Source organism: Ruegeria lacuscaerulensis, assembly GCF_013034685.1.
GTDB lineage: Bacteria > Pseudomonadota > Alphaproteobacteria > Rhodobacterales > Rhodobacteraceae > Ruegeria > Ruegeria lacuscaerulensis_B.
The window spans coordinates 605,540-623,990 of the sequence record NZ_WQGO01000003.1 but is presented as its reverse complement, the minus strand read 5'-3'; the positions used below and the strand labels follow the sequence as shown (position 1 = coordinate 623,990).

The 18,451-nt window shown below is 58.9% G+C and carries 15 protein-coding genes; 12 read left to right on the top strand and 3 right to left on the bottom strand.

Going from position 1 to position 18,451, the window contains the following annotated elements:
- Positions 1-72 precede the first annotated feature (72 nt).
- From GOV80_RS10730 to GOV80_RS10720, 3 genes are all read left to right on the top strand, one after another.
- Entirely contained in the window at positions 73-1,119 is a 1,047-nt protein-coding gene (locus tag GOV80_RS10730) for an ABC transporter permease (protein ID WP_170769540.1), read from the top strand.
- A 14-nt stretch (positions 1,120-1,133) separates the two neighbouring features.
- On the top strand, positions 1,134-2,597 hold the full coding sequence (locus tag GOV80_RS10725; protein ID WP_170784583.1) for an ABC transporter permease: 1,464 nt from the start codon (positions 1,134-1,136) through the stop codon (positions 2,595-2,597).
- 94 nt (positions 2,598-2,691) lie between these two features.
- A complete protein-coding gene (locus GOV80_RS10720; RefSeq protein ID WP_170784581.1) occupies positions 2,692-4,779 on the top strand; it encodes a dipeptide ABC transporter ATP-binding protein in 2,088 nt (695 codons plus the stop codon).
- A 56-nt stretch (positions 4,780-4,835) separates the two neighbouring features.
- Here GOV80_RS10720 and GOV80_RS10715 read toward each other — a convergent pair whose 3' ends face one another.
- Positions 4,836-5,414, bottom strand: a complete 579-nt coding sequence (locus GOV80_RS10715) for a lytic transglycosylase domain-containing protein (RefSeq protein WP_170784579.1) — start codon at positions 5,412-5,414, stop codon at positions 4,836-4,838.
- A 206-nt stretch (positions 5,415-5,620) separates the two neighbouring features.
- Between GOV80_RS10715 and ssb the strand changes: the two genes are divergently transcribed.
- Together ssb and GOV80_RS10705 are read left to right on the top strand one after the other, a co-directional pair.
- On the top strand, positions 5,621-6,127 hold the full coding sequence (gene ssb / locus GOV80_RS10710; RefSeq protein WP_170769536.1) for a single-stranded DNA-binding protein: 507 nt from the start codon (positions 5,621-5,623) through the stop codon (positions 6,125-6,127).
- Between the two features lie 18 nt (positions 6,128-6,145).
- Positions 6,146-7,216, top strand: a complete 1,071-nt coding sequence (locus tag GOV80_RS10705; protein ID WP_170784577.1) for a site-2 protease family protein — start codon at positions 6,146-6,148, stop codon at positions 7,214-7,216.
- On the opposite strand, the gene aroB is transcribed toward GOV80_RS10705, so the two are convergent.
- Both aroB and GOV80_RS10695 read right to left on the bottom strand, forming a co-directional pair.
- The gene (gene aroB / locus GOV80_RS10700; protein ID WP_170784575.1) at positions 7,217-8,329 is read right to left on the bottom strand and encodes a 3-dehydroquinate synthase; all 1,113 of its coding nucleotides are present in this window, start codon (positions 8,327-8,329) and stop codon (positions 7,217-7,219) included.
- Positions 8,330-8,917, bottom strand: coding sequence for a shikimate kinase (locus GOV80_RS10695; protein WP_170769533.1), 588 nt, complete (start codon positions 8,915-8,917; stop codon positions 8,330-8,332).
- 79 nt (positions 8,918-8,996) lie between these two features.
- Between GOV80_RS10695 and GOV80_RS10690 the strand changes: the two genes are divergently transcribed.
- The 7 genes from GOV80_RS10690 (at position 8,997) to GOV80_RS10660 (ending at position 18,331) form a co-directional block, all read left to right on the top strand.
- The gene (locus GOV80_RS10690) at positions 8,997-9,146 is read left to right on the top strand and encodes a hypothetical protein (RefSeq protein WP_170769532.1); all 150 of its coding nucleotides are present in this window, start codon (positions 8,997-8,999) and stop codon (positions 9,144-9,146) included.
- Positions 9,136-10,659: a hypothetical protein gene (locus tag GOV80_RS10685; RefSeq protein WP_170784573.1), complete on the top strand. Its 1,524-nt coding sequence runs from the start codon at positions 9,136-9,138 to the stop codon at positions 10,657-10,659. The genes GOV80_RS10690 and GOV80_RS10685 overlap by 11 nt, the downstream gene beginning before the upstream one ends.
- Before the next feature lie 2 nt (positions 10,660-10,661).
- Positions 10,662-11,615, top strand: coding sequence for a site-specific tyrosine recombinase XerD (locus GOV80_RS10680; RefSeq protein ID WP_170784571.1), 954 nt, complete (start codon positions 10,662-10,664; stop codon positions 11,613-11,615).
- A gap of 63 nt (positions 11,616-11,678) precedes the next feature.
- Positions 11,679-12,986 (top strand): HlyC/CorC family transporter, encoded by a 1,308-nt coding sequence (locus GOV80_RS10675; protein ID WP_170784569.1) that lies wholly within the window; start codon positions 11,679-11,681, stop codon positions 12,984-12,986.
- Between the two features lie 93 nt (positions 12,987-13,079).
- The gene (locus GOV80_RS10670) at positions 13,080-15,497 is read left to right on the top strand and encodes a GcvT family protein (protein ID WP_170784567.1); all 2,418 of its coding nucleotides are present in this window, start codon (positions 13,080-13,082) and stop codon (positions 15,495-15,497) included.
- A 31-nt stretch (positions 15,498-15,528) separates the two neighbouring features.
- Complete coding sequence (locus GOV80_RS10665) at positions 15,529-16,128, top strand: nucleotidyltransferase family protein (RefSeq protein ID WP_170784564.1); 600 nt, start codon at positions 15,529-15,531, stop codon at positions 16,126-16,128.
- A 766-nt stretch (positions 16,129-16,894) separates the two neighbouring features.
- Positions 16,895-18,331, top strand: coding sequence for a DegQ family serine endoprotease (locus GOV80_RS10660; RefSeq protein ID WP_170784562.1), 1,437 nt, complete (start codon positions 16,895-16,897; stop codon positions 18,329-18,331).
- The last annotated feature ends 120 nt before the right edge of the window (positions 18,332-18,451 follow it).

Genomic DNA, 18,451 nt, shown 5'->3' with positions numbered 1-18,451 from the left:
CGCTGACCCGGCGAAAAATACTATCGACGCGCACGGCCTGAAACCAGCGCCAGCCGACCAACAGGGGCTATCATGGGACTATTCATTCTAAGGCGGGTCGGGATCATGCTGTTGACAGCATTGTGCCTGACATTCCTGGTCTTTTTCCTCACCAACCTGTATCCGAACCTCGAAAAGCTTGCCAAAACGCAGGGCAACTTTCGGATGTCGGATGAACAGGTCGAGAGTTTCCTGGAAAAAGGCGGCTATCTTCAGTCAACGCCCATAAAATATGGCGAATGGCTGGGTGTTCTGCCATCGTACCGGCACACCAACGAAGACGGAACCGTTCAGGGTAGATGCATTCTGCCTGGTAAAACCGCCGAGGAATCGCCCAATTTCTGCGGTATTTTGCAGGGGTATTGGGGCTATTCCACAGTCTTCAAAGAAGAGGTCGGAACAGTTGTCGGCACACGTCTCGCTCTAACCGGTCGGCTGATGTTCTGGGTGATGCTGCTGATGGTCCCTTCGGCACTGATCCTTGGCGTTCTGGCGGGCATGAAAGAAGGCTCGGCCACCGATCGCACCCTGTCCACCTTTGCCATCACCACAACAGCGACACCGGAATATGTGTCAGGCGTGATCTTCATCGCCATTTTCACCTCATCCGCCGTTGGATTGAAGTGGTTCAAGGGCACGGCCACGCAGGCTATGGAGAACCCGACATTCGAGAATTTCTTCCTGCCCGTGCTGACGATTGCGCTTTACGGGATGGGTTATATCGCCCGGATGACCCGCGCCTCAATGACCGAGGTGATGACGGCGCAATATATCCGTACCGCGCGGCTGAAAGGCGTGTCCTTTTCGAACATCGTCATGAAACACGCGCTGCGCAACGCGCTGATCGCCCCCTTTACCGTCATCATGTTGCAGTTCCCATGGCTGCTGAATGGTGTGGTAATCGTCGAGACCCTTTTCAACTACAAGGGCTTTGGTTGGGCGCTGGTGCAGGCGGCGGGGAATAACGACATCCAGCTCTTGTTGGCGATTTCGGTCGTGTCGGTCTTTGTGGTGCTGGTGACGCAGCTGATCTCGGATATCGGCTATGTCTACCTCAACCCGCGTATTCGCATTTCTTAAGGGAGGGTCAGATCATGGAACCACTTACCTGGACCGGCTCTATCGCCTTCCTCAACCCGCTGATCGCCTTGGCGCTGGCGCTGATGGCGCTGTCCATTGTTGCCTGGATGCTGGCGAGCATCATCCTGCCCGAGGATCAGATGACCGTGAACCCGGACGGCACGCTCACGTCCAGTTCGGGGCTGCGAAATATGATCCAAGCCGCGATGCGATACAGTTTTCTGGCCAGTGTCGGCCTTGCGGTTGCCTATATCGTCCTTGGCATCCTGATGGGCACAAACGCCGGGATCATCGGCGCCATGTCCCAGCAGTTTCTGCCGGTTTGGATGTCGCTGATCCTGCTTTACGCCATGTCGATCGCGTTCAAGCGCAAGCTGGGTCTGTATGGCAAGCTGTTCGACAGCCCCATCGGCATGATCGGGTTCGGCCTTGTGATGTTCTGGGTGTTTACCGGAATTTTTGGGGCGATGGATCTGATCGTCACCCATGACCCGCTGGACCAGATTTCGGGCATGAAGAACAAAGTACCAGGAACGCCTTTGTCCAGTTTGGAAGAGGGTCAATACGCCTGGTATCTGCTGGGCGGAGACAACTTGGCCCGCGACGTGTTCAGCCGCATGGTCAAAGGGGCCTGGATCGTGGTGCAGATCGCCCCGCTGGCAACGATGTTCGCCTTCATGGTCGGGATCACGCTAGGCTTGCCTGCCGGATACTATGGCGGTCGTTTGGACACACTGCTGTCCTTCCTGGCCAACCTGATCCTGGCTTTCCCGGTGATCCTGTTGTTCTATCTGCTGGTCACGCCCGAGATCGTGGCGACAGGGGTGCCGAACTATATGGCCGCTGTCCTGTTTGTCTTTCCGATCATCTTTTTGGGGGTGTTGCTGAACTCTCGCTACTACACGCGCCCGAATTTCCGCACGCCGCTGCTGATTGGTGTGCTTGGGGTGGCTTTGTGGCTGTATCTGTCGCTGATCTCGACCGGCGGGTACATTGTCAGCACCGACAGCTATAGCATCTGGGGTCTTCCAACCTATCTGGACCTGTTCGACATCCCTGGCGGCATCCTGGTGGTGTTTGTTTCGGTGGTCTTTGTGAACTCGCCCACTGTGTTCCGTATCGTTCGCGGGCTGGCGCTGGATATCAAAACCCGCGACTATGTAGCGGCGGCGCAAACGCGAGGCGAAGGCCCCTGGTACATCATGCTGTGGGAGATTCTGCCCAATGCGCGTGGTCCGCTGATCGTCGATTTCTGTTTGCGGATTGGCTACACGACCATTCTTTTGGGGACCTTGGGTTTCTTTGGATTGGGTCTGCCACCGGAAAGCCCGGACTGGGGTTCAACGATTAACGAGGGGCGTAAGCTGCTGTCGATCTATCTACACCCTGCCCTTCCGCCTGCTTTGGCCCTCTTGTCACTGGTTCTGGGTTTGAACCTGCTGGCCGACGGTCTGCGCGAAGAAAGTCTGAAGGACTGATTGTGATCGAGGCCGGGGGGCCAGCCCCCCGGACCCCCCGGGATATTTTTAGCCAGATGAAGGGATCCCCCTGACTCTCGCGAGGAGTAACAAGATGAACAAACTGGCGGATTATGACGGGCCAATCCTTGAGATCGACAAGCTTTCGATCTCGTTTTTTACCCGGTTGAGGGAAATTCCCGCCGTTATGGATTTCTCGGTCAGCGTGCAACCTGGTGAGGCTGTGGGGCTGGTTGGTGAGTCTGGCTGTGGCAAGTCCACGGTTGCGTTGGGTGTCATGCAGGATTTGGGCAAGAACGGGCGCATCGTTGGCGGCTCGATCAAGTTCAAAGGGCGTGATCTGGGTGAGATGACCACCGAGGAGTTGCGCGACATTCGCGGCAACGAGATCGCGATGATCTATCAGGAACCGATGGCATCGCTGAACCCAGCGATGAAGATCGGTAAGCAGTTGATGGAAGTGCCGATGATCCACGAAGGCGTCGGCGCGGAAGAGGCTTATGCCCGCGCGTTGGAGGTTGTCACCGATGTGCGCCTGCCCGACCCCGAGCGAATGCTGAATTCTTTCCCGCATCAGCTCTCTGGCGGACAACAGCAGCGCATCGTGATCGCCATGGCATTGATGTCGAAACCGGCGCTTTTGATTCTGGATGAGCCAACGACCGCGCTGGACGTGACGGTTGAAGCGGCTGTGGTCGAACTGGTCAAGGATTTGGGCAAGAAATACGGCACCTCAATGCTGTTTATCTCGCACAATCTGGGGCTGGTGTTGGAAACCTGCGACCGGCTTTGCGTGATGTATTCGGGTGAGGCGGTCGAGCGCGGCTCGATCAAGGATGTGTTTGACGAAATGCAGCACCCCTATACACAGGCGCTATTCCGCTCGATCCCTTTGCCTGGGGCCGACAAGAACACGCGCCCGCTGGTGGCCATTCCGGGGAACTTCCCCCTGCCCCATGAGCGCCCGCCGGGCTGTAACTTTGGGCCGCGCTGTGACTATTTCGAAGAAGGGCGTTGTGATGCTCAGGATATCCTGATGCAGGCTGTGCCCGGAAATGACCGACACCATACGCGCTGTCTGAAATTCCAGGAGATTGACTGGAACGCACCGATCACCGTTGGGGAACAAAAGGAAAAGGCTGCGATTGGCCGCACAGTTCTGAAGATGGACAATCTGAAGAAATACTATGAGGTCGCGGCGAATGCGCTGTTTGGCGGCGGCGAGACTAAGGTGGTGAAGGCCAACGAAACGCTCAGCTTTGAGGCGCATGAATCCGAGACATTGGCCATTGTGGGCGAATCCGGCTGTGGCAAGTCTACGTTTGCCAAGGTGTTGATGGGGCTGGAAACGGCGACGGATGGGCAAATCCTTCTGGACAATCGCAACATCGAGGCCGTGCCGATTGAAGAGCGGGACGCCAAGACGGTGGGCGAAGTTCAGATGGTATTCCAGAACCCGTTTGACACGTTGAACCCGTCGATGACCGTTGGCCGCCAGATCATCCGCGCGCTTGAGATTTTCGGTGTCGGCAACTCGGAAGCCGAGCGGAAGAAGCGGATGCTGGAGCTGCTTGATCTGGTGAAGCTGCCGCGCGCCTTTGCCGATCGGATGCCTCGCCAGCTGTCTGGCGGTCAGAAACAGCGTGTGGGCATTGCCCGTGCGTTTGCCGGGGACGCGCGGATCGTGGTGGCGGATGAGCCGGTCTCGGCACTGGATGTGTCCGTGCAGGCGGCCGTGACGGACTTGTTGATGGAGATCCAGCGTGAACACAAAACGACTCTGTTGTTCATCAGCCATGACCTGTCGATTGTACGCTATCTCAGCGACCGGGTGATGGTCATGTATCTGGGCCATGTGGTCGAGTTGGGCACCACCGATCAGGTCTTTGCCCCGCCTTATCATCCCTATACCGAAGCGTTGCTGAGCGCGGTGCCCATCGCTGATACGTCAATCGAGAAACAGCATATCGTGCTAGAAGGCGATATTCCTTCTGCGATGAACCCGCCTCCGGGCTGTCCGTTCCAGACGCGGTGCCGCTGGAAGTCCGAGGTGCCGGGTGGCTTGTGCGAACAGCGCGTTCCGCCGGTGAAAACTCTGGCCGAGGGACATCAGGTCAAATGTCATTTGGCCGAGGATGTCCTGGAACGTATGGAGCCGGTCATCAAGATTGCAGCCGAATAAAACACAAAGGCCAGCCGCAGGGTTGGCCTTTTACCTATTGGGACGGGAAGCGGAGTTTAACCGCCCCAGATCACCCTGACGTAATTCTGCGTTTCCTTATACGGTGGAACGCCACCATGTTTTTCCACCGCGCCCGGACCAGCATTATATGCCGCCAGCGCCAGACGCCAGGATTTGAACTTGCGGTATTGAGCGGACAGATAGCGCGCGCCACCTTCCAGATTTTCCCGTGGGTCCAGCGGGTTGACGCCAAGCGTTCTTGCTGTCGCAGGCATAAGCTGTGCCAAACCTAGTGCTCCCTTATGCGAGACAGCATTGGGGTTCCAGCCGCTTTCCTGCTGCACCAACCGCAAGAACAAGTCTTCGGGGACGTTATGCTTACGCGCCGCTTGCCGCGCGATGGTCAGATACTGGCCTTTGTATTTCCCATTATAACGCTGGCTGAACTGACGCCTCGGCGTCTTTGGCTTATAGCGCTCGGAATTGCGGTATTGTGTGGCCGCGCGCGAATCCAACACCTTGGATTGCTTGAGGAAAATGTCCTTGCGGCTTTTCGTCGACAAGGTATCCGCCACAGTCGGGGCTGAGACCAGTGCACAGCATAGCACCGAAAAACTCGCTAACAACAACCGCATAAATGCCGATCCCGATCTCTACGAACCTGAACGAGTATAGATATTTCAGCAAAGAATGAAAGCTTGGTGAATCATGCCTAAAGAATTAGCGCGCTCATTTTCGCGTCATCAACCATGTTTCAACCAAAGCGCAGGCCGTATAGGGTCGCAGAAATAACAGGTGCCAGATTCGGGCACTGCTCAGTCAGAAAAGAACGAGGGAATATATGGCGGGTTCAGTCAACAAAGTCATTCTGATCGGAAATCTCGGTGCCGACCCTGAGGTTCGGTCGTTCCAGAATGGTGGAAAGGTTTGCAACCTGCGCATCGCCACGTCTGAGACATGGAAAGACCGCAATACCGGCGAACGCCGGGACCGGACGCAATGGCATACGGTCGCCATCTTCTCGGAGCCCTTGGTGCGTGTGGCCGAGCAGTATCTGCGCAAAGGCAGCAAGGTTTACATCGAAGGCCAGCTTGAGACCCGCAAATGGCAGGATCAGTCCGGACAGGATCGATATTCGACCGAAGTGGTTCTGCGCCCTTACCGCAGTGAACTGACCATGCTGGACGCGCGCGGTGAAGGTGGCGGCGGTGGTGGGTATGGCGGCGGCCAATCCGGTGGCGGCTATGGCGGTCAGGCCGGTGGCGGCTATGGGGATCCTTATGGTGGGCCGTCCGGCTCTCCGGCCCCTGCATCCGGCGGTATCGACGACGACGAGATTCCGTTCTAACCAAGACGGAGAAATATCATGACATGGTCCTTCTCACTCGGCCGGATATTGGGGTCGGAACTGAGGGTCCATGTCACCTTTTTCCTGTTGCTGGCCTGGGTCGGGTTTGCCGCCTATTCCAGCGGAGGTCTGGCGGCCGCGGTTGAAAACCTGATCTTCGTGCTGGCGCTATTTGCCTGTGTGGTCGCCCATGAATTTGGCCATGCGCTGATGGCCCGGCGCTATGGGATCAAAACGCCTGACATTACCCTATTGCCAATCGGCGGGCTGGCTCGGCTCGAGCGGATGCCGGAAAACCCCATGCAAGAGGTTTGGGTGGCGCTGGCAGGCCCTGCGGTCAATGTTGCAATCTGGGTCTTGCTGGTTCTTCTGGGCGCGGGAATGCCTCTTGAAACCATGGCTCAGATCGACAGCACCGCCCCCGGCCTGCTGAACCGTCTGGCTTATGTGAACCTGCTGTTGGCCGCGTTCAACATGATCCCCGCCTTTCCGATGGATGGCGGGCGTGTGTTCCGTGCCCTGCTTTGTCTGAAAATGGATCGCGTCAAAGCCACACGGGTCGCCGCGCTGGCGGGACAGGCGGTGGCGGTCGGGTTCGGGTTCCTTGGGCTCAGCACCGGGAATGCGCTGTTGGTGCTGATCGCGGTATTCGTCTTCGTAGCAGCAAATGCCGAAAGTCAGGACGTGACCATGCGCTCGGTCGCGCGGCGCGTGCTGGCGCGCGATGCGATGATCACCGAATTTCACGCTCTTTCCCCCGACGACACGCTGGCAACCGCCGCGCAGGCCGTCATCCATACCACGCAGCATGAGTTTCCGGTGCTGTCCCCCGATGGCAAGCTGCAAGGCTTTGTCACGCGCAATCGTCTGTTCGCGGCCCTTGCCGATGAAACACCCCGGTCCAATCCGGCCACTTCGATCATGGAACCGGACATTCCAAAAGTTCGCTTGACCGACGGGTTGGAGGCCGTGCTGGACGGGCTGCATAAAGGCGCCCCGGCCATTGCGGTTTGCACTGCTTCGGGGGCGATGGTGGGCTATATCACACGCGAGAATATCGGCGAGTTGATGGTGCTCAACGGGCGTTGATCAGGTAGTGGCCAGCGCGTCCTGAAGCACCGACAGTACTGCATCACGCGGTACGTCAGAGGTGACGAATGCCTGGCCGATTCCGCGCGCCAGAATGAACCGCAACTGACCGTCGATCACCTTCTTGTCCTGCGCCATCAGATCAACCAGAGCCTCAGCGCCTGGAAGTTCTCCGGGAATGTCCGCCAAATCGGTCTTCATGCCCATCGTACGCAAATGCGCACGCACGCGGCTGGGGTCTTCCTGAGGACACAGACCAAGACGCGAGGACAGCTCGAACGCCAGCGCGCAGCCGATGGCCACGCCTTCACCATGCAGCAGCCGGTCGGAATAACCCGTTGCAGCCTCAAACGCGTGACAGAAGGTGTGGCCGAGGTTCAGCAACGCACGGTCGCCCTGCTCGGTCTCATCCCGTGCCACGATATCGGCCTTCATCTGCACCGAGCGGGTCACGGCCCGTACCCGCGCCGCCATATTGCCCCCCGCCACATCGGTTCCGTTGTCTTCGAGCCATTCAAAGAAGTCGGCGTCCCCCAGCAGGCCATATTTGACGACTTCGCCATAGCCGGACAGGAAATCCCGATCCGTCATCGTACCCAGCACCGAAGTATCGGCCAGCACCAACGAGGGCTGATGGAAGGCTCCGATCAAGTTCTTGCCCTGTGGTGCATTGATGCCGGTCTTGCCCCCGACGGAACTGTCCACCTGTGCCAACAGCGAGGTCGGGATTTGCACGAACCGAACACCGCGCCGCAAAACGGCTGCAGCAAAGCCTGCAAGGTCGCCGATTACGCCACCGCCCAACGCGATAACAACATCCCGGCGCTCGACCTTCTCGGCCAGCAACCATTCGACCGCACGTTCGAAATGAGGCCAGCTCTTGGTCGCCTCACCCGCAGGCAAAGCCAGTGACGACATCTCGATCCCGGCTGTGAACAACCCGTCGCGCAGCCCATCCAGATGCAGCGCGGCCACGTTCTCATCCGTCAGGACGGCGACCTTGGGTCGGTGCAACAAAGGCGCGATCCGTGCCCCGGACTGCCCCAGCAGGTCTGGCCCGATCTCGACATCATACGCGCGTTCGCCCAGCTCAACATGTACGGTTTGGTGCATTTATTTTTGTTCCAGAACATCAGGCCGCTTGAGCAAAGCTTCGACAACGCGGCCAACCATATTGTCGATCGAAATCTCACCGTCCGAGGTCACAGTCAAATCGGCCTGCTGGTAAACCGGCACGCGCGCCTCATATATCCCGCGCAATGTCGCATAAGGGTCGTCGGTGCGCAGTAAGGGTCGGGTATCCTTGTGCTTGACCCTGTTCCACAACACGTTCAGATCAGCATTCAACCAGACGGATACACCGCGTTCGGTGATCATCCTGCGGTTTTGCTCGGACAGAAACGCGCCGCCGCCGGTAGACAGAATGCCCTTTTCCTCATCCAGCAGCCGCCCGATGACCTGACTTTCCTTGGCGCGAAAGAACGGCTCGCCGTCGCGTTCGAAAATCTCGGGGATGGTCATGTTTGCTGCCGATTCGATCTCGGCATCACTGTCAAGGAACGGGACACCCAGACGTAGGGCCAATGCACGGCCCACTGCGGTCTTTCCAGCCCCCATCATCCCCACCAGAACTACGGTTTTGTGCAACACAAGGTGCTGGACTGGGGCAACCGTGTCAGTGTTTTGCTTTATTTCGCTCATTTCACCGTGAATGACGTGATCTTAAGAAAAATGCCAGCTATAACTGGGACAAAAGAAAAAATTGAGGCGACGTTGAGCAATGGGCCGTCTGATCAAACTGCTGATATATCTGGTTTGCCTGTGTTTTATCGGGCTGGTGGGCTATGCCTATCTTGGCCCGTTCTTCGGGGTGGATTTCTCGGCCCCGCAGGATGAAGTCCGCGAACCGGTCATCCTGAATGTGGAGTAGGAGCGCAGTTGCCGCGCTTTTCCTGGCCGGAGCCGCACAGGCGCAGCAGGAACCCCTGTCTGCGATCGAATGGCTGACCCAACCTCCGGAAAACTTGCCCGGCACCGTTTTGCTGGAACCGCCCGTGTCACAGACCGGCCTGCAGCCGGGGGTCGAGGTCACAGCGCTTGAGGCTTTGTTGCCGCCCTTGGGGTTGGTGTCGTCCTCGGTGACAGGCCTGCCGGTCGATATGTGGAAAAACAGCGACCCAGGCAGGCTGGCCGAGCTGATCGCCGATGTACCCGTAAGGTATAATCCGGCAATGCAGCGCCTGCTGTTCACCTTGCTGCTGTCCGAGGCGCGTGCGCCATCCGGCCCCAATGCCCAAGAGATATTGCTGCTGGCGCGACTGGATCGGTTGATGCAACTGGGCGCGGCCGATCCTGCGCAATCGCTGGTGCAACTGGCTGGTCCGACCGACAGCCGCGACCGGTTTCAACGTTGGTTTGACGCGACGCTTCTGACGGGCGACGAAGATCGCAGTTGCACCGCACTGATCGCGCAACCGCACCTGTCACAGGATTACGCGGCGCAGATTTTCTGCAAAGCGCGACGCGGCGACTGGGCCTCAGCAGCGCTGACGCTTGAGGCGGCCCATGCGCTGCAAGTGCTGCCCGATGAGGATTTGGCCGTTCTGGACCGCTTCCTCAGCCCCGAACTATTCGAAGACGCCGAATACCTGCCGCAACCTGATGACCCTGATCCGCTGACCTTCCGCCTTTATGAGGCGATTGGCGAGCGTTTGCCCTCGGCCCCATTGCCGCGGGCCTTTGCCAATGCCGACCTACGGGATGTGGCGGGCTGGAAAGCCCAGATCGAGGCGGCCGAGCGGTTGACCCGTGTGGGTGCGCTGACGCCGAACCAGTTGTTGGGGCTTTATACTGAACGTTCGCCTGCCGCTTCAGGTGCGGTTTGGGATCGCGTCGCGGCGGTACAGCGGTTCGAAACCGCGCTGGATTCCGGCAAGCCCGAGGCCATATCACCCGCCCTTCTCGATGTCTGGACCCAAATGCGCAGCGTCGGGCTTGAGGTCCCGTTTGCCGAACTTTTCGCAGACCGGCTGTCGCAGGTTTCACTGACGGATGCCGAAGCCGAGACCTTGCGGTGGCGTATCCTGCTGCTCTCGGACCTTTATGAAAGCGCCGCCCTATCCGTCCCGGACAAAGGCGAGGAGAACCAGTTTTTGGCCGCACTAGCCCAAGGGGATCCGGGGCGCGCGCGCTCGCCATCGCCATTAGCCGATGCGGTTGCACAAGGCTTTGCCTGGGCCGCACCTGTGCCGTCAGATATCGAAACGCTACTAAACAACAGCCAGCTGGGTGAGGCGATTTTGGAAGCGATGAACCTGTTTGCTCATGGCTCTCGCGGGAACCTCGTGGACCTGACTGCTGCCATCGCCACCCTGCGCCGCGTCGGGCTTGAGGATACCGCCCGCCGCGCTGCACTGAACCTGCTGATCCTGCAAGGCACCTGATCATGGCCGCCCCTGCCTCCGCCGAGATTTGGATTTCGACCTTTCTGGAAGCTCAGGCTGCCGAGCTAGGTGCGGCCAATAACACCCTTTTGGCCTACGGCAACGACCTGAAGGATTTTGCCGCCTGGCTGAAACGCCGCAAGATGGGATTTACCGAAGCAGACCGCGACCTGATCGAGCGCTATCTGATCGATTGCGTCGCGCAGGGCCTGTCCCAGTCGACCCGCGCCCGCCGCTTGTCTGCGATCAAGCAGATATACCGGTTCGCGTTTGAAGAAGGGTGGCGCGACACCAATCCGGCAATCCAGATCAAGGGGCCAGGCCGTCAGAAACGCCTACCCAAGACGCTGGATGTACCCGAGGTCGATCGCTTGCTGCAAGCCGCGCGCGAAACCGGCCGCTCAAAGGCCGACCGCATCCGCAACACCTGCCTGATGGAGCTGCTTTATGCCACTGGCATGCGTGTGACCGAACTGGTGTCACTGCCGGTCTCGTCGGCGCGGGGCGATCCCCGAATGCTGCTGGTTTTGGGTAAAGGCGGCAAGGAACGCATGGTCCCCCTCTCCCCTCCGGCCCGCGACGCGTTGGCGCTGTGGTTAGAAACCCGAGACGCGGCTGAAGACGAGGCTGTGGCCAATGGCGGCCAACGCTCGCGCTACCTGTTTCCTTCGCGCGGCAAGTCCGGGCATCTGACCCGGCACATGTTCTTCCACCTGATTAAAGACCTCGCTGTGCATGGTGGCGTATCGCCTGAAAAGGTGACGCCCCACACACTACGCCATGCTTTTGCGACTCACCTATTGGCAAACGGGGCCGACCTACGCTCGATCCAGACACTGCTGGGTCACGCCGATGTCGCCACGACGGAAATCTACACCCATGTGCTAGACGAACGCCTTGCTGAGTTGGTGCTCGAGCATCACCCGCTGGCGAAAGACCCCGGTGTTAAGGGCTAACCCCTTGATCCGCAGGGGTCGCACCCCCATAACGAAGACAACAACCCAAACAACCAAGGACCTATGGAACCCTCAGCTTCTATGATCGACGGCGCATTCTGGTTTACGACCGGCGCCATTTTGCTTTTGCTTGTCCTGTCAGGATTTTTCTCGGGTTCCGAAACAGCATTGACCGCCTCGTCGCGCGGCAAGTTGCGGGCGCAGGCCGACAAAGGCTCGCGCGGGGCGCAGAAGGCGCTCGATATCACCGATGACAATGAACGTCTGATCGGCTCGGTCCTGCTGGGCAATAACCTCGTGAACATCCTCGCGGCCTCGCTGGCAACGGCGCTGTTCACCAAGCTGTTTGGTGAAAGCGGCGTGGCGCTGGCGACACTGGTGATGACCTTGCTGGTGCTTATCTTCGCCGAGGTACTGCCAAAAACCTATGCCATCACCAATGCCGAGAAAGCCGCCGCGCTGGTCGCCCCGATCATCAGCGTAGTGGTGACCGTCTTTTCCCCGGTCGTGGCCGCCGTCCGACTTTTGGTGCGGGGTGTTCTGCGGCTATTTGGGGTACAGATCGACCCAGACAGCAACATCCTTGCCGTGCGGGAAGAGATCGCCGGTGCGCTGCAACTGGGTCATTCGGAAGGCGTGGTAGAAAAGGAAGACCGCGATCGTATTCTGGGCGCGCTGGATCTGGCGGACCGTGCAGTCGAGGAAATCATGCTGCACCGTTCGAATATCGAGATGATCGACGCCGACGACGCGCCCGAGGCAATCTTGCAGCAGTGTCTGAAAAGCCCTCATACCCGCCTGCCCGTCTTTCGGGACGAGCCCGAGAACATCGTGGGTGTCGTTCATGCCAAAGACCTGTTCCGCGCCATGTACGCACATGCCGGCGACAGTGAAAGCGAAGCCAACCGGCTGGAAAGCTTCGATATCTCGAAGGTGGCCAATGATCCGTATTTCGTGCCAGAAACCACCACTCTGGACGATCAAATGCGGGAATTCCTGCGGATGCACAGTCATTTTGCGTTGGTGGTGGACGAATATGGCTCGCTGCGGGGGTTGATCACTCTGGAAGATATTCTTGAGGAGATCGTGGGCGAGATCGCCGATGAGTTCGACATTGATGAGGACGTCCCCGTCACCCGAACCGAAGATGGTCAGTACCTTGTTGAAGGAGCGATGACGATCCGGGATGTGAACCGCGCGATGGAATGGACCCTGCCTGACGACGAGGCCAATACCGTGGCTGGTCTGGTCATCCACGAGGCGCAGATGATCCCCATAGTGGGTCAAGTATTCTCGTTCCACGGTTTCCGGTTCGAAGTTACCGCCCGTGAAGGTAACCGCATCACTGAGTTGAAAATCCGTCCGCTGTAAAACGTCTCGTGCGACATGTCGCGTCGGAAACGGAACAGTCAGCCCCGGTCTGCCCTTGCACGCTTTGGCCAGATACAAAGCGGAGGCACGGGCATGAAATCGACAACGCGGGTGGCAGTGATTGGTGGCGGTGTTGTCGGATGTTCGGTTCTATACCACCTGACCAAGCTGGGTTGGTCAGACGTGGTGCTGCTGGAACGTTCTGAGCTGACCAGCGGGTCCACCTGGCACGCGGCGGGCGGGTTTCACACGCTGAACGGCGACACCAACATGGCCGCTTTGCAGGGCTATACGATCCGCCTTTACAAGGAACTGGAAGAGATCACCGGCATGTCCTGCGGGTTGCACCATGTGGGCGGGGTAACGCTGGCCGACAATCAGGACCGGTTCGACATGCTGTTGGCCGAGCGCGCCAAGCACCGGTTCATGGGGCTAGAGACAGAGATCATTGGCCCTAACGAGATCAAGAAAATCGCACCCATCACCAATACCGATGGCATCCTTGGCGCGCTCTATGATCCGCTGGATGGACACTTGGACCCATCGGGCACCACCCATGCCTATGCCAAGGCGGCCCGGATGGGCGGGGCCGCGATCGAAACACATTGCATGGTGCGCGAGACCAACCAGCGCCCCGACGGCACTTGGGATGTGGTGACGGACAAGGGCACCATCCACGCCGAACACGTGGTCAACGCAGGTGGCCTATGGGCGCGTGAGGTCGGCGCGATGGCGGGGGTCTATTTCCCGCTGCACCCGATGGAGCATCAGTATCTGGTGACCGACTCGATCCCTCAGATCGAAGCTATCATTGATGCGGGTGGAGAACATCCGCATGTGATGGACCCCGCAGGCGAAAGCTATCTGCGGCAGGAAGGCCGGGGCTTGTGCATCGGCTTTTACGAACAGCCCTGCAAGCCCTGGGCCGTGGACGGAACCCCGTGGGAGTTCGGGCACGAGTTGCTGCCCGACGACTATGACAAGATCACCGACAGTATTGAATTCGCCTATCGCCGCTTTCCGGTTCTGGCCGAAGCCGGAGTGAAATCGGTGATCCATGGTCCGTTCACTTTTGCGCCGGATGGGAACCCTCTGGTCGGGCCAGTGCCGGGGCTGCGCAACTATTGGTCGGCCTGCGGAGTGATGGCCGGGTTCAGCCAAGGTGGTGGCGTTGGCCTGACGCTGGCTCAATGGATGATTGAAGGCGAGCCTGAGCGAGACGTCTTTGCTATGGATGTGGCCCGCTTTGGCGACTGGATCAGTCCCGGTTACACCCGCCCCAAGGTGATCGAGAATTACCAAAAACGCTTCAGCGTCGCCTATCCGAACGAAGAACTGCCCGCCGCCCGCCCCAACCGAACCACCCCGATGTATGACATCTTCACCGATCTGGGCGCTGTCTGGGGCCAGCAATACGGGCTGGAGGTCCCCAATTACTTCGCTCAGGGCGATGAACCAGACTATGAGACGCCCTCATTCCGCCGGTCCGATGCCTTCAAGGCCACCGGGCGCGAGGTTCGTGCTGTGCGCACTGCCGTGGGCATCAACGAAGTCCACAATTTCGGTAAGTACCGCATCACAGGTCCCAATGCGCGGGCTTGGCTGGATCGGATCTTGGCCGGGCGCATCCCTCAACCGGGTCGCCTGTCGCTGACGCCGATGCTGTCGCCCAAGGGTAAGTTGATCGGGGATTTCACGGTCTCATGCTTGGACGAGACCGAGTTCCGCCTGACTGCTTCATACGGGGCGCAGGCGTTCCATATGCGGTGGTTCCTGCAACATAGCGAAGACGGCTTGCAGATCGAAAATATCAGCGACCGGCTGAATGGATTCCAGATCGCAGGCCCGAAGGCAGCAGAGGTACTGGCCGCCTGCACCCGCGATGATGTCTCGGCGCTGCGCTTCATGGATGTGCGCCGCATGACCGTGGGCATGACCGACTGCATCGTCCAACGCGTCAGCTATACCGGTGACCTGGGGTACGAGATCTATTGTGATCCGATGGCGCAGCGGCAGCTGTGGTGGACGCTGTGGCAAGCCGGAGAGCCGATGGGCCTGACCCCCTTCGGCATGCGCGCCATGATGAGCCTACGTCTGGACAAGTTCTTTGGATCATGGATGCGGGAGTATTCTCCCGACTACACACCGGCTGAAACCGGGTTGGATCGGTTCATATCCTTCGCAAAACCCGTCGATTTCATAGGGCGTGCGGCGGTCGAACGTGAAGCGCAAAACGGCCCCTCCCGAAGGCTTGTCGCATTCCAGGTCGATGCCGAGGACGCCGACGTCAACGCCTATGAGCCGATCTGGTTGAACGGCAAGGTGGTCGGGTTCTGCACATCGGGCGGCTATTCCCATTTTGCGGAAAAATCGATTGCCATGGGGTTCCTGCCCTTCGAACACGCGATAGACGGTCAGGACGTCGAGATCGAGATACTGGGGCAACGCCGCCGCGCGCGGATGATTTCGACCCCACTTTTTGATGCGGATGGCGCGCGAATGCGGGGATGACAGCGGGGCGGAACGCGGCCATCTTAAATCAATGAGTCTCATCCCGATCATCCTTTTGGCCGCCGGGCAATCCAGCCGTATGCGCGGCACGGATAAGCTGATGCAAAACGTCGGAGATACTCCTCTTCTGCGCCGCTCAGCCATGACGGCCCGGCAGGTTGGGCCGGTGATCGTCGCCCTGCCCCCGCTCCCTCATCCGCGCTATCAAGCGCTGGACGGGCTAGACCTGACACTGGTCGAGATCCCGGACGCCGCCGAAGGTATGAATGCCAGCCTACGGGGTGCCATGACCCATCTGCCGGCCGAAGCAACAGCCGCAATGGTCCTGCTTTCGGACCTTCCCGACATCACGGCCGAGGATTTAAACAGTGTGGTCAGCTCGGTTACAGAACACCCGAAAAAGTTGATATGGCGCGGCGCAACTAAGGATGGAAAACCCGGTCACCCGGTTATTTTTGACAAATCTCTGTTCGCGGAGCTGCGCCGCCTGACCGGCGATGAAGGTGCGCAAACTGTTGTGCGCGCGCATTCCGACAAGGTGCATCTTCACCCCTTGCCCAATCGGAACGCTCTGCTGGACTTGGATACGCCCGAAGATTGGGCGACATGGCGGGCGCGGCACAGCTTGTAAGGCAGGTCCGTAAAACAAACACGGCCCGGTCTTTGCAGACCGGGCCGGTGCCCAAAACAGGACTACCACTTTTCATCAACCCTGAAAGCGCGGCCAAAGCTGCCTATAAGGCACCTCGGCTATCCGCTGCCGAACCTAAACAAGACCCCCTCGTTAACATGCCGCTCAGCGCTTCCAGTGATCGTGACGAACCTTCGGCACCCCCTAGTGCCGTCGGCTTCCCCTCGCTTGGGCCTGATCATCGTCACCGATTGGTTGAGGGCAAACAACGTAAATTTGGAAAGATCGGGTCATTTAGGATGTATCGGAATGGTTTTTCAGCAACATCTCTGAATATTGACTTCTCTCTTAGGTTGCATTCTGCTATTGAAATTTAAGGAAAATAGCAGGTTAAACATGCACATTTGACATGTATACCCACCGAAAATCTACGATTATACCTGCGCGACCAATATGTTTTGACACATCTCCACAACCAATGGTCGAACCCTAAGCCAACACCACCTTGGCTTGATCATTTGTTCATCAAATTGAATCAATTCGCGTCTTTTGGAGGATTGGACCGGCAATAGAGGACAATCTCTCGATTCGAGCCACGCGATTCGCTCCGTTGACCCGAGTCGTATGACCGACCGGTCGTCATACCACCGTGTCTTTATGGCAAAATTAAGATTTCTTAACCTTTGGCACAGGAAAAGATCAGACTGGTGCGCCACCTCCTGACTTAACGCGCGAACGGAACCGCGCGATAAAACAGGAGACCAAAATGAGCATCCGTAAATCCTCTCTTCTCGTGCCGCGCACGTCCGGCTGGATCGGCGTCAGCGCCCTGAGCGCCGCGCTGCTGGCCACCACCGCCCTGCCCTCGAAAGCGGACGAAGCCCTGGCTGACCTGGTTGAGAGCGTGTCACCCTCGGTTGTGACCATTATCGCGGAACAAGAGGCAAAGCCGACACCGGCACAGGGTCAGAACTTTGATTTTGAGGCCCACCCGTTTGGCGAATTCTTCAAACGTTTCGGCACGCCCGAGGGCTTCAACACACCACAGCGCGGACCGGCACAAGGTCTGGGATCCGGTTTCGTGCTGGACAAGGCAGGCTACATCATCACCAATCACCACGTCGTCGATAACGCTACGACCGTCACCGTTCGCCTGTATGACGACCGCACATTCGATGCTGAAATCATCGGCACCGACCCGTTGACAGACATCGCCGTGTTGAAGATTGACGCCGACGCCGGATTGCAGGCCGTTGAACTGGGTGACAGCGACGTGATCCGCGTTGGCGAGGACGTGGTGGCCATCGGCAACCCGTTCGGGCTTAGCTCGACCGTGACCACAGGGATTGTCTCGGCCAAGGGGCGCAACATCTCGCAAGGGCCCTATGCCGAGTTTATCCAGACGGATGCGGCGATTAACAAGGGCAACTCTGGCGGGCCGCTGTTCAACATGGACGGCGAAGTGGTTGGCGTGAACTCGGCCATCTATTCGCCAAGCGGAGGGTCTGTGGGTCTGGGCTTTGCGGTAACCTCGAACATCGTCGAGCATATTGCCGCCGACCTGCGCGACGACGGTCAGGTCAGCCGTGGATGGCTGGGTGTCTCGATCCAGAATGTCAGCCCCGAGATTGCCGCCGCCATGGGCATTGACACCTCAACCGGCGCGTTGGTGTCGGATGTGGTCGATGGCAGCCCCGCCGAAGGCGTCTTGCAACAGGGCGATATCATCCTGACCTTCAATGACGAGGCCGTGGACTCCAGCAGTGACCTGCCGCTTCTGGTGGGCACTACCAAGGTTGGCACCGAAAGCACCCTGACGGTGCTGCGGGACGGGACCGAACAGCAGCTGGAACTGACCATCGGCCAGCACCAAAGCGCGGCACTGGACGTTGAAGACCCGGTGGCCGAGGCGACCTCGGGCACCGCACTGGGTGTGACCGTCGCCCCGCTGACCGAAACCACCCGCTCCGAGATCGGTGTGTCCGACTCTGTCAACGGTGTGATCGTGACCGACCTCAAGCCCGACAGCCCTGCGGCAAAAGCGGGCCTGCAACGCGGTGATGTCATCGTCAAACTGGGCAGCCAGGAGACCGACACGCCCGACGCGCTGAAAGCCGCGCTGGACAGCGAAAAGACCGATCCCGCGCTGGTGCTGATCAACCGGGCCGGAAACCAGATCTTCGTGGCGGTGGAAATCGCCTGATCTGAGACCCGCGCGCGCCACGTGATGGGGAATATCTGGCGTGCGCCTCCCCGGCGGTTTGTTTTGTCCGCTCTCTGCCGGGACTGCCGGGTGCGCCGCAACGCACCCGGCACGTATCCC

What these genes read in the sequence shown, in the direction of transcription:
- GOV80_RS10730 (WP_170769540.1), top strand. Translation starts at nt 73, where the DNA reads ATGGGACTATTCATTCTAAGGCGGGTCGGGATCATGCTGTTGACAGCA.
- GOV80_RS10725 (WP_170784583.1), top strand. Translation starts at nt 1,134, where the DNA reads ATGGAACCACTTACCTGGACCGGCTCTATCGCCTTCCTCAACCCGCTG.
- GOV80_RS10720 (WP_170784581.1), top strand. Translation starts at nt 2,692, where the DNA reads ATGAACAAACTGGCGGATTATGACGGGCCAATCCTTGAGATCGACAAG.
- GOV80_RS10715 (WP_170784579.1), bottom strand. Translation starts at nt 5,414, where the DNA reads ATGCGGTTGTTGTTAGCGAGTTTTTCGGTGCTATGCTGTGCACTGGTC.
- ssb (WP_170769536.1), top strand. Translation starts at nt 5,621, where the DNA reads ATGGCGGGTTCAGTCAACAAAGTCATTCTGATCGGAAATCTCGGTGCC.
- GOV80_RS10705 (WP_170784577.1), top strand. Translation starts at nt 6,146, where the DNA reads ATGACATGGTCCTTCTCACTCGGCCGGATATTGGGGTCGGAACTGAGG.
- aroB (WP_170784575.1), bottom strand. Translation starts at nt 8,329, where the DNA reads ATGCACCAAACCGTACATGTTGAGCTGGGCGAACGCGCGTATGATGTC.
- GOV80_RS10695 (WP_170769533.1), bottom strand. Translation starts at nt 8,917, where the DNA reads ATGAGCGAAATAAAGCAAAACACTGACACGGTTGCCCCAGTCCAGCAC.
- GOV80_RS10690 (WP_170769532.1), top strand. Translation starts at nt 8,997, where the DNA reads ATGGGCCGTCTGATCAAACTGCTGATATATCTGGTTTGCCTGTGTTTT.
- GOV80_RS10685 (WP_170784573.1), top strand. Translation starts at nt 9,136, where the DNA reads ATGTGGAGTAGGAGCGCAGTTGCCGCGCTTTTCCTGGCCGGAGCCGCA.
- GOV80_RS10680 (WP_170784571.1), top strand. Translation starts at nt 10,662, where the DNA reads ATGGCCGCCCCTGCCTCCGCCGAGATTTGGATTTCGACCTTTCTGGAA.
- GOV80_RS10675 (WP_170784569.1), top strand. Translation starts at nt 11,679, where the DNA reads ATGGAACCCTCAGCTTCTATGATCGACGGCGCATTCTGGTTTACGACC.
- GOV80_RS10670 (WP_170784567.1), top strand. Translation starts at nt 13,080, where the DNA reads ATGAAATCGACAACGCGGGTGGCAGTGATTGGTGGCGGTGTTGTCGGA.
- GOV80_RS10665 (WP_170784564.1), top strand. Translation starts at nt 15,529, where the DNA reads ATGAGTCTCATCCCGATCATCCTTTTGGCCGCCGGGCAATCCAGCCGT.
- GOV80_RS10660 (WP_170784562.1), top strand. Translation starts at nt 16,895, where the DNA reads ATGAGCATCCGTAAATCCTCTCTTCTCGTGCCGCGCACGTCCGGCTGG.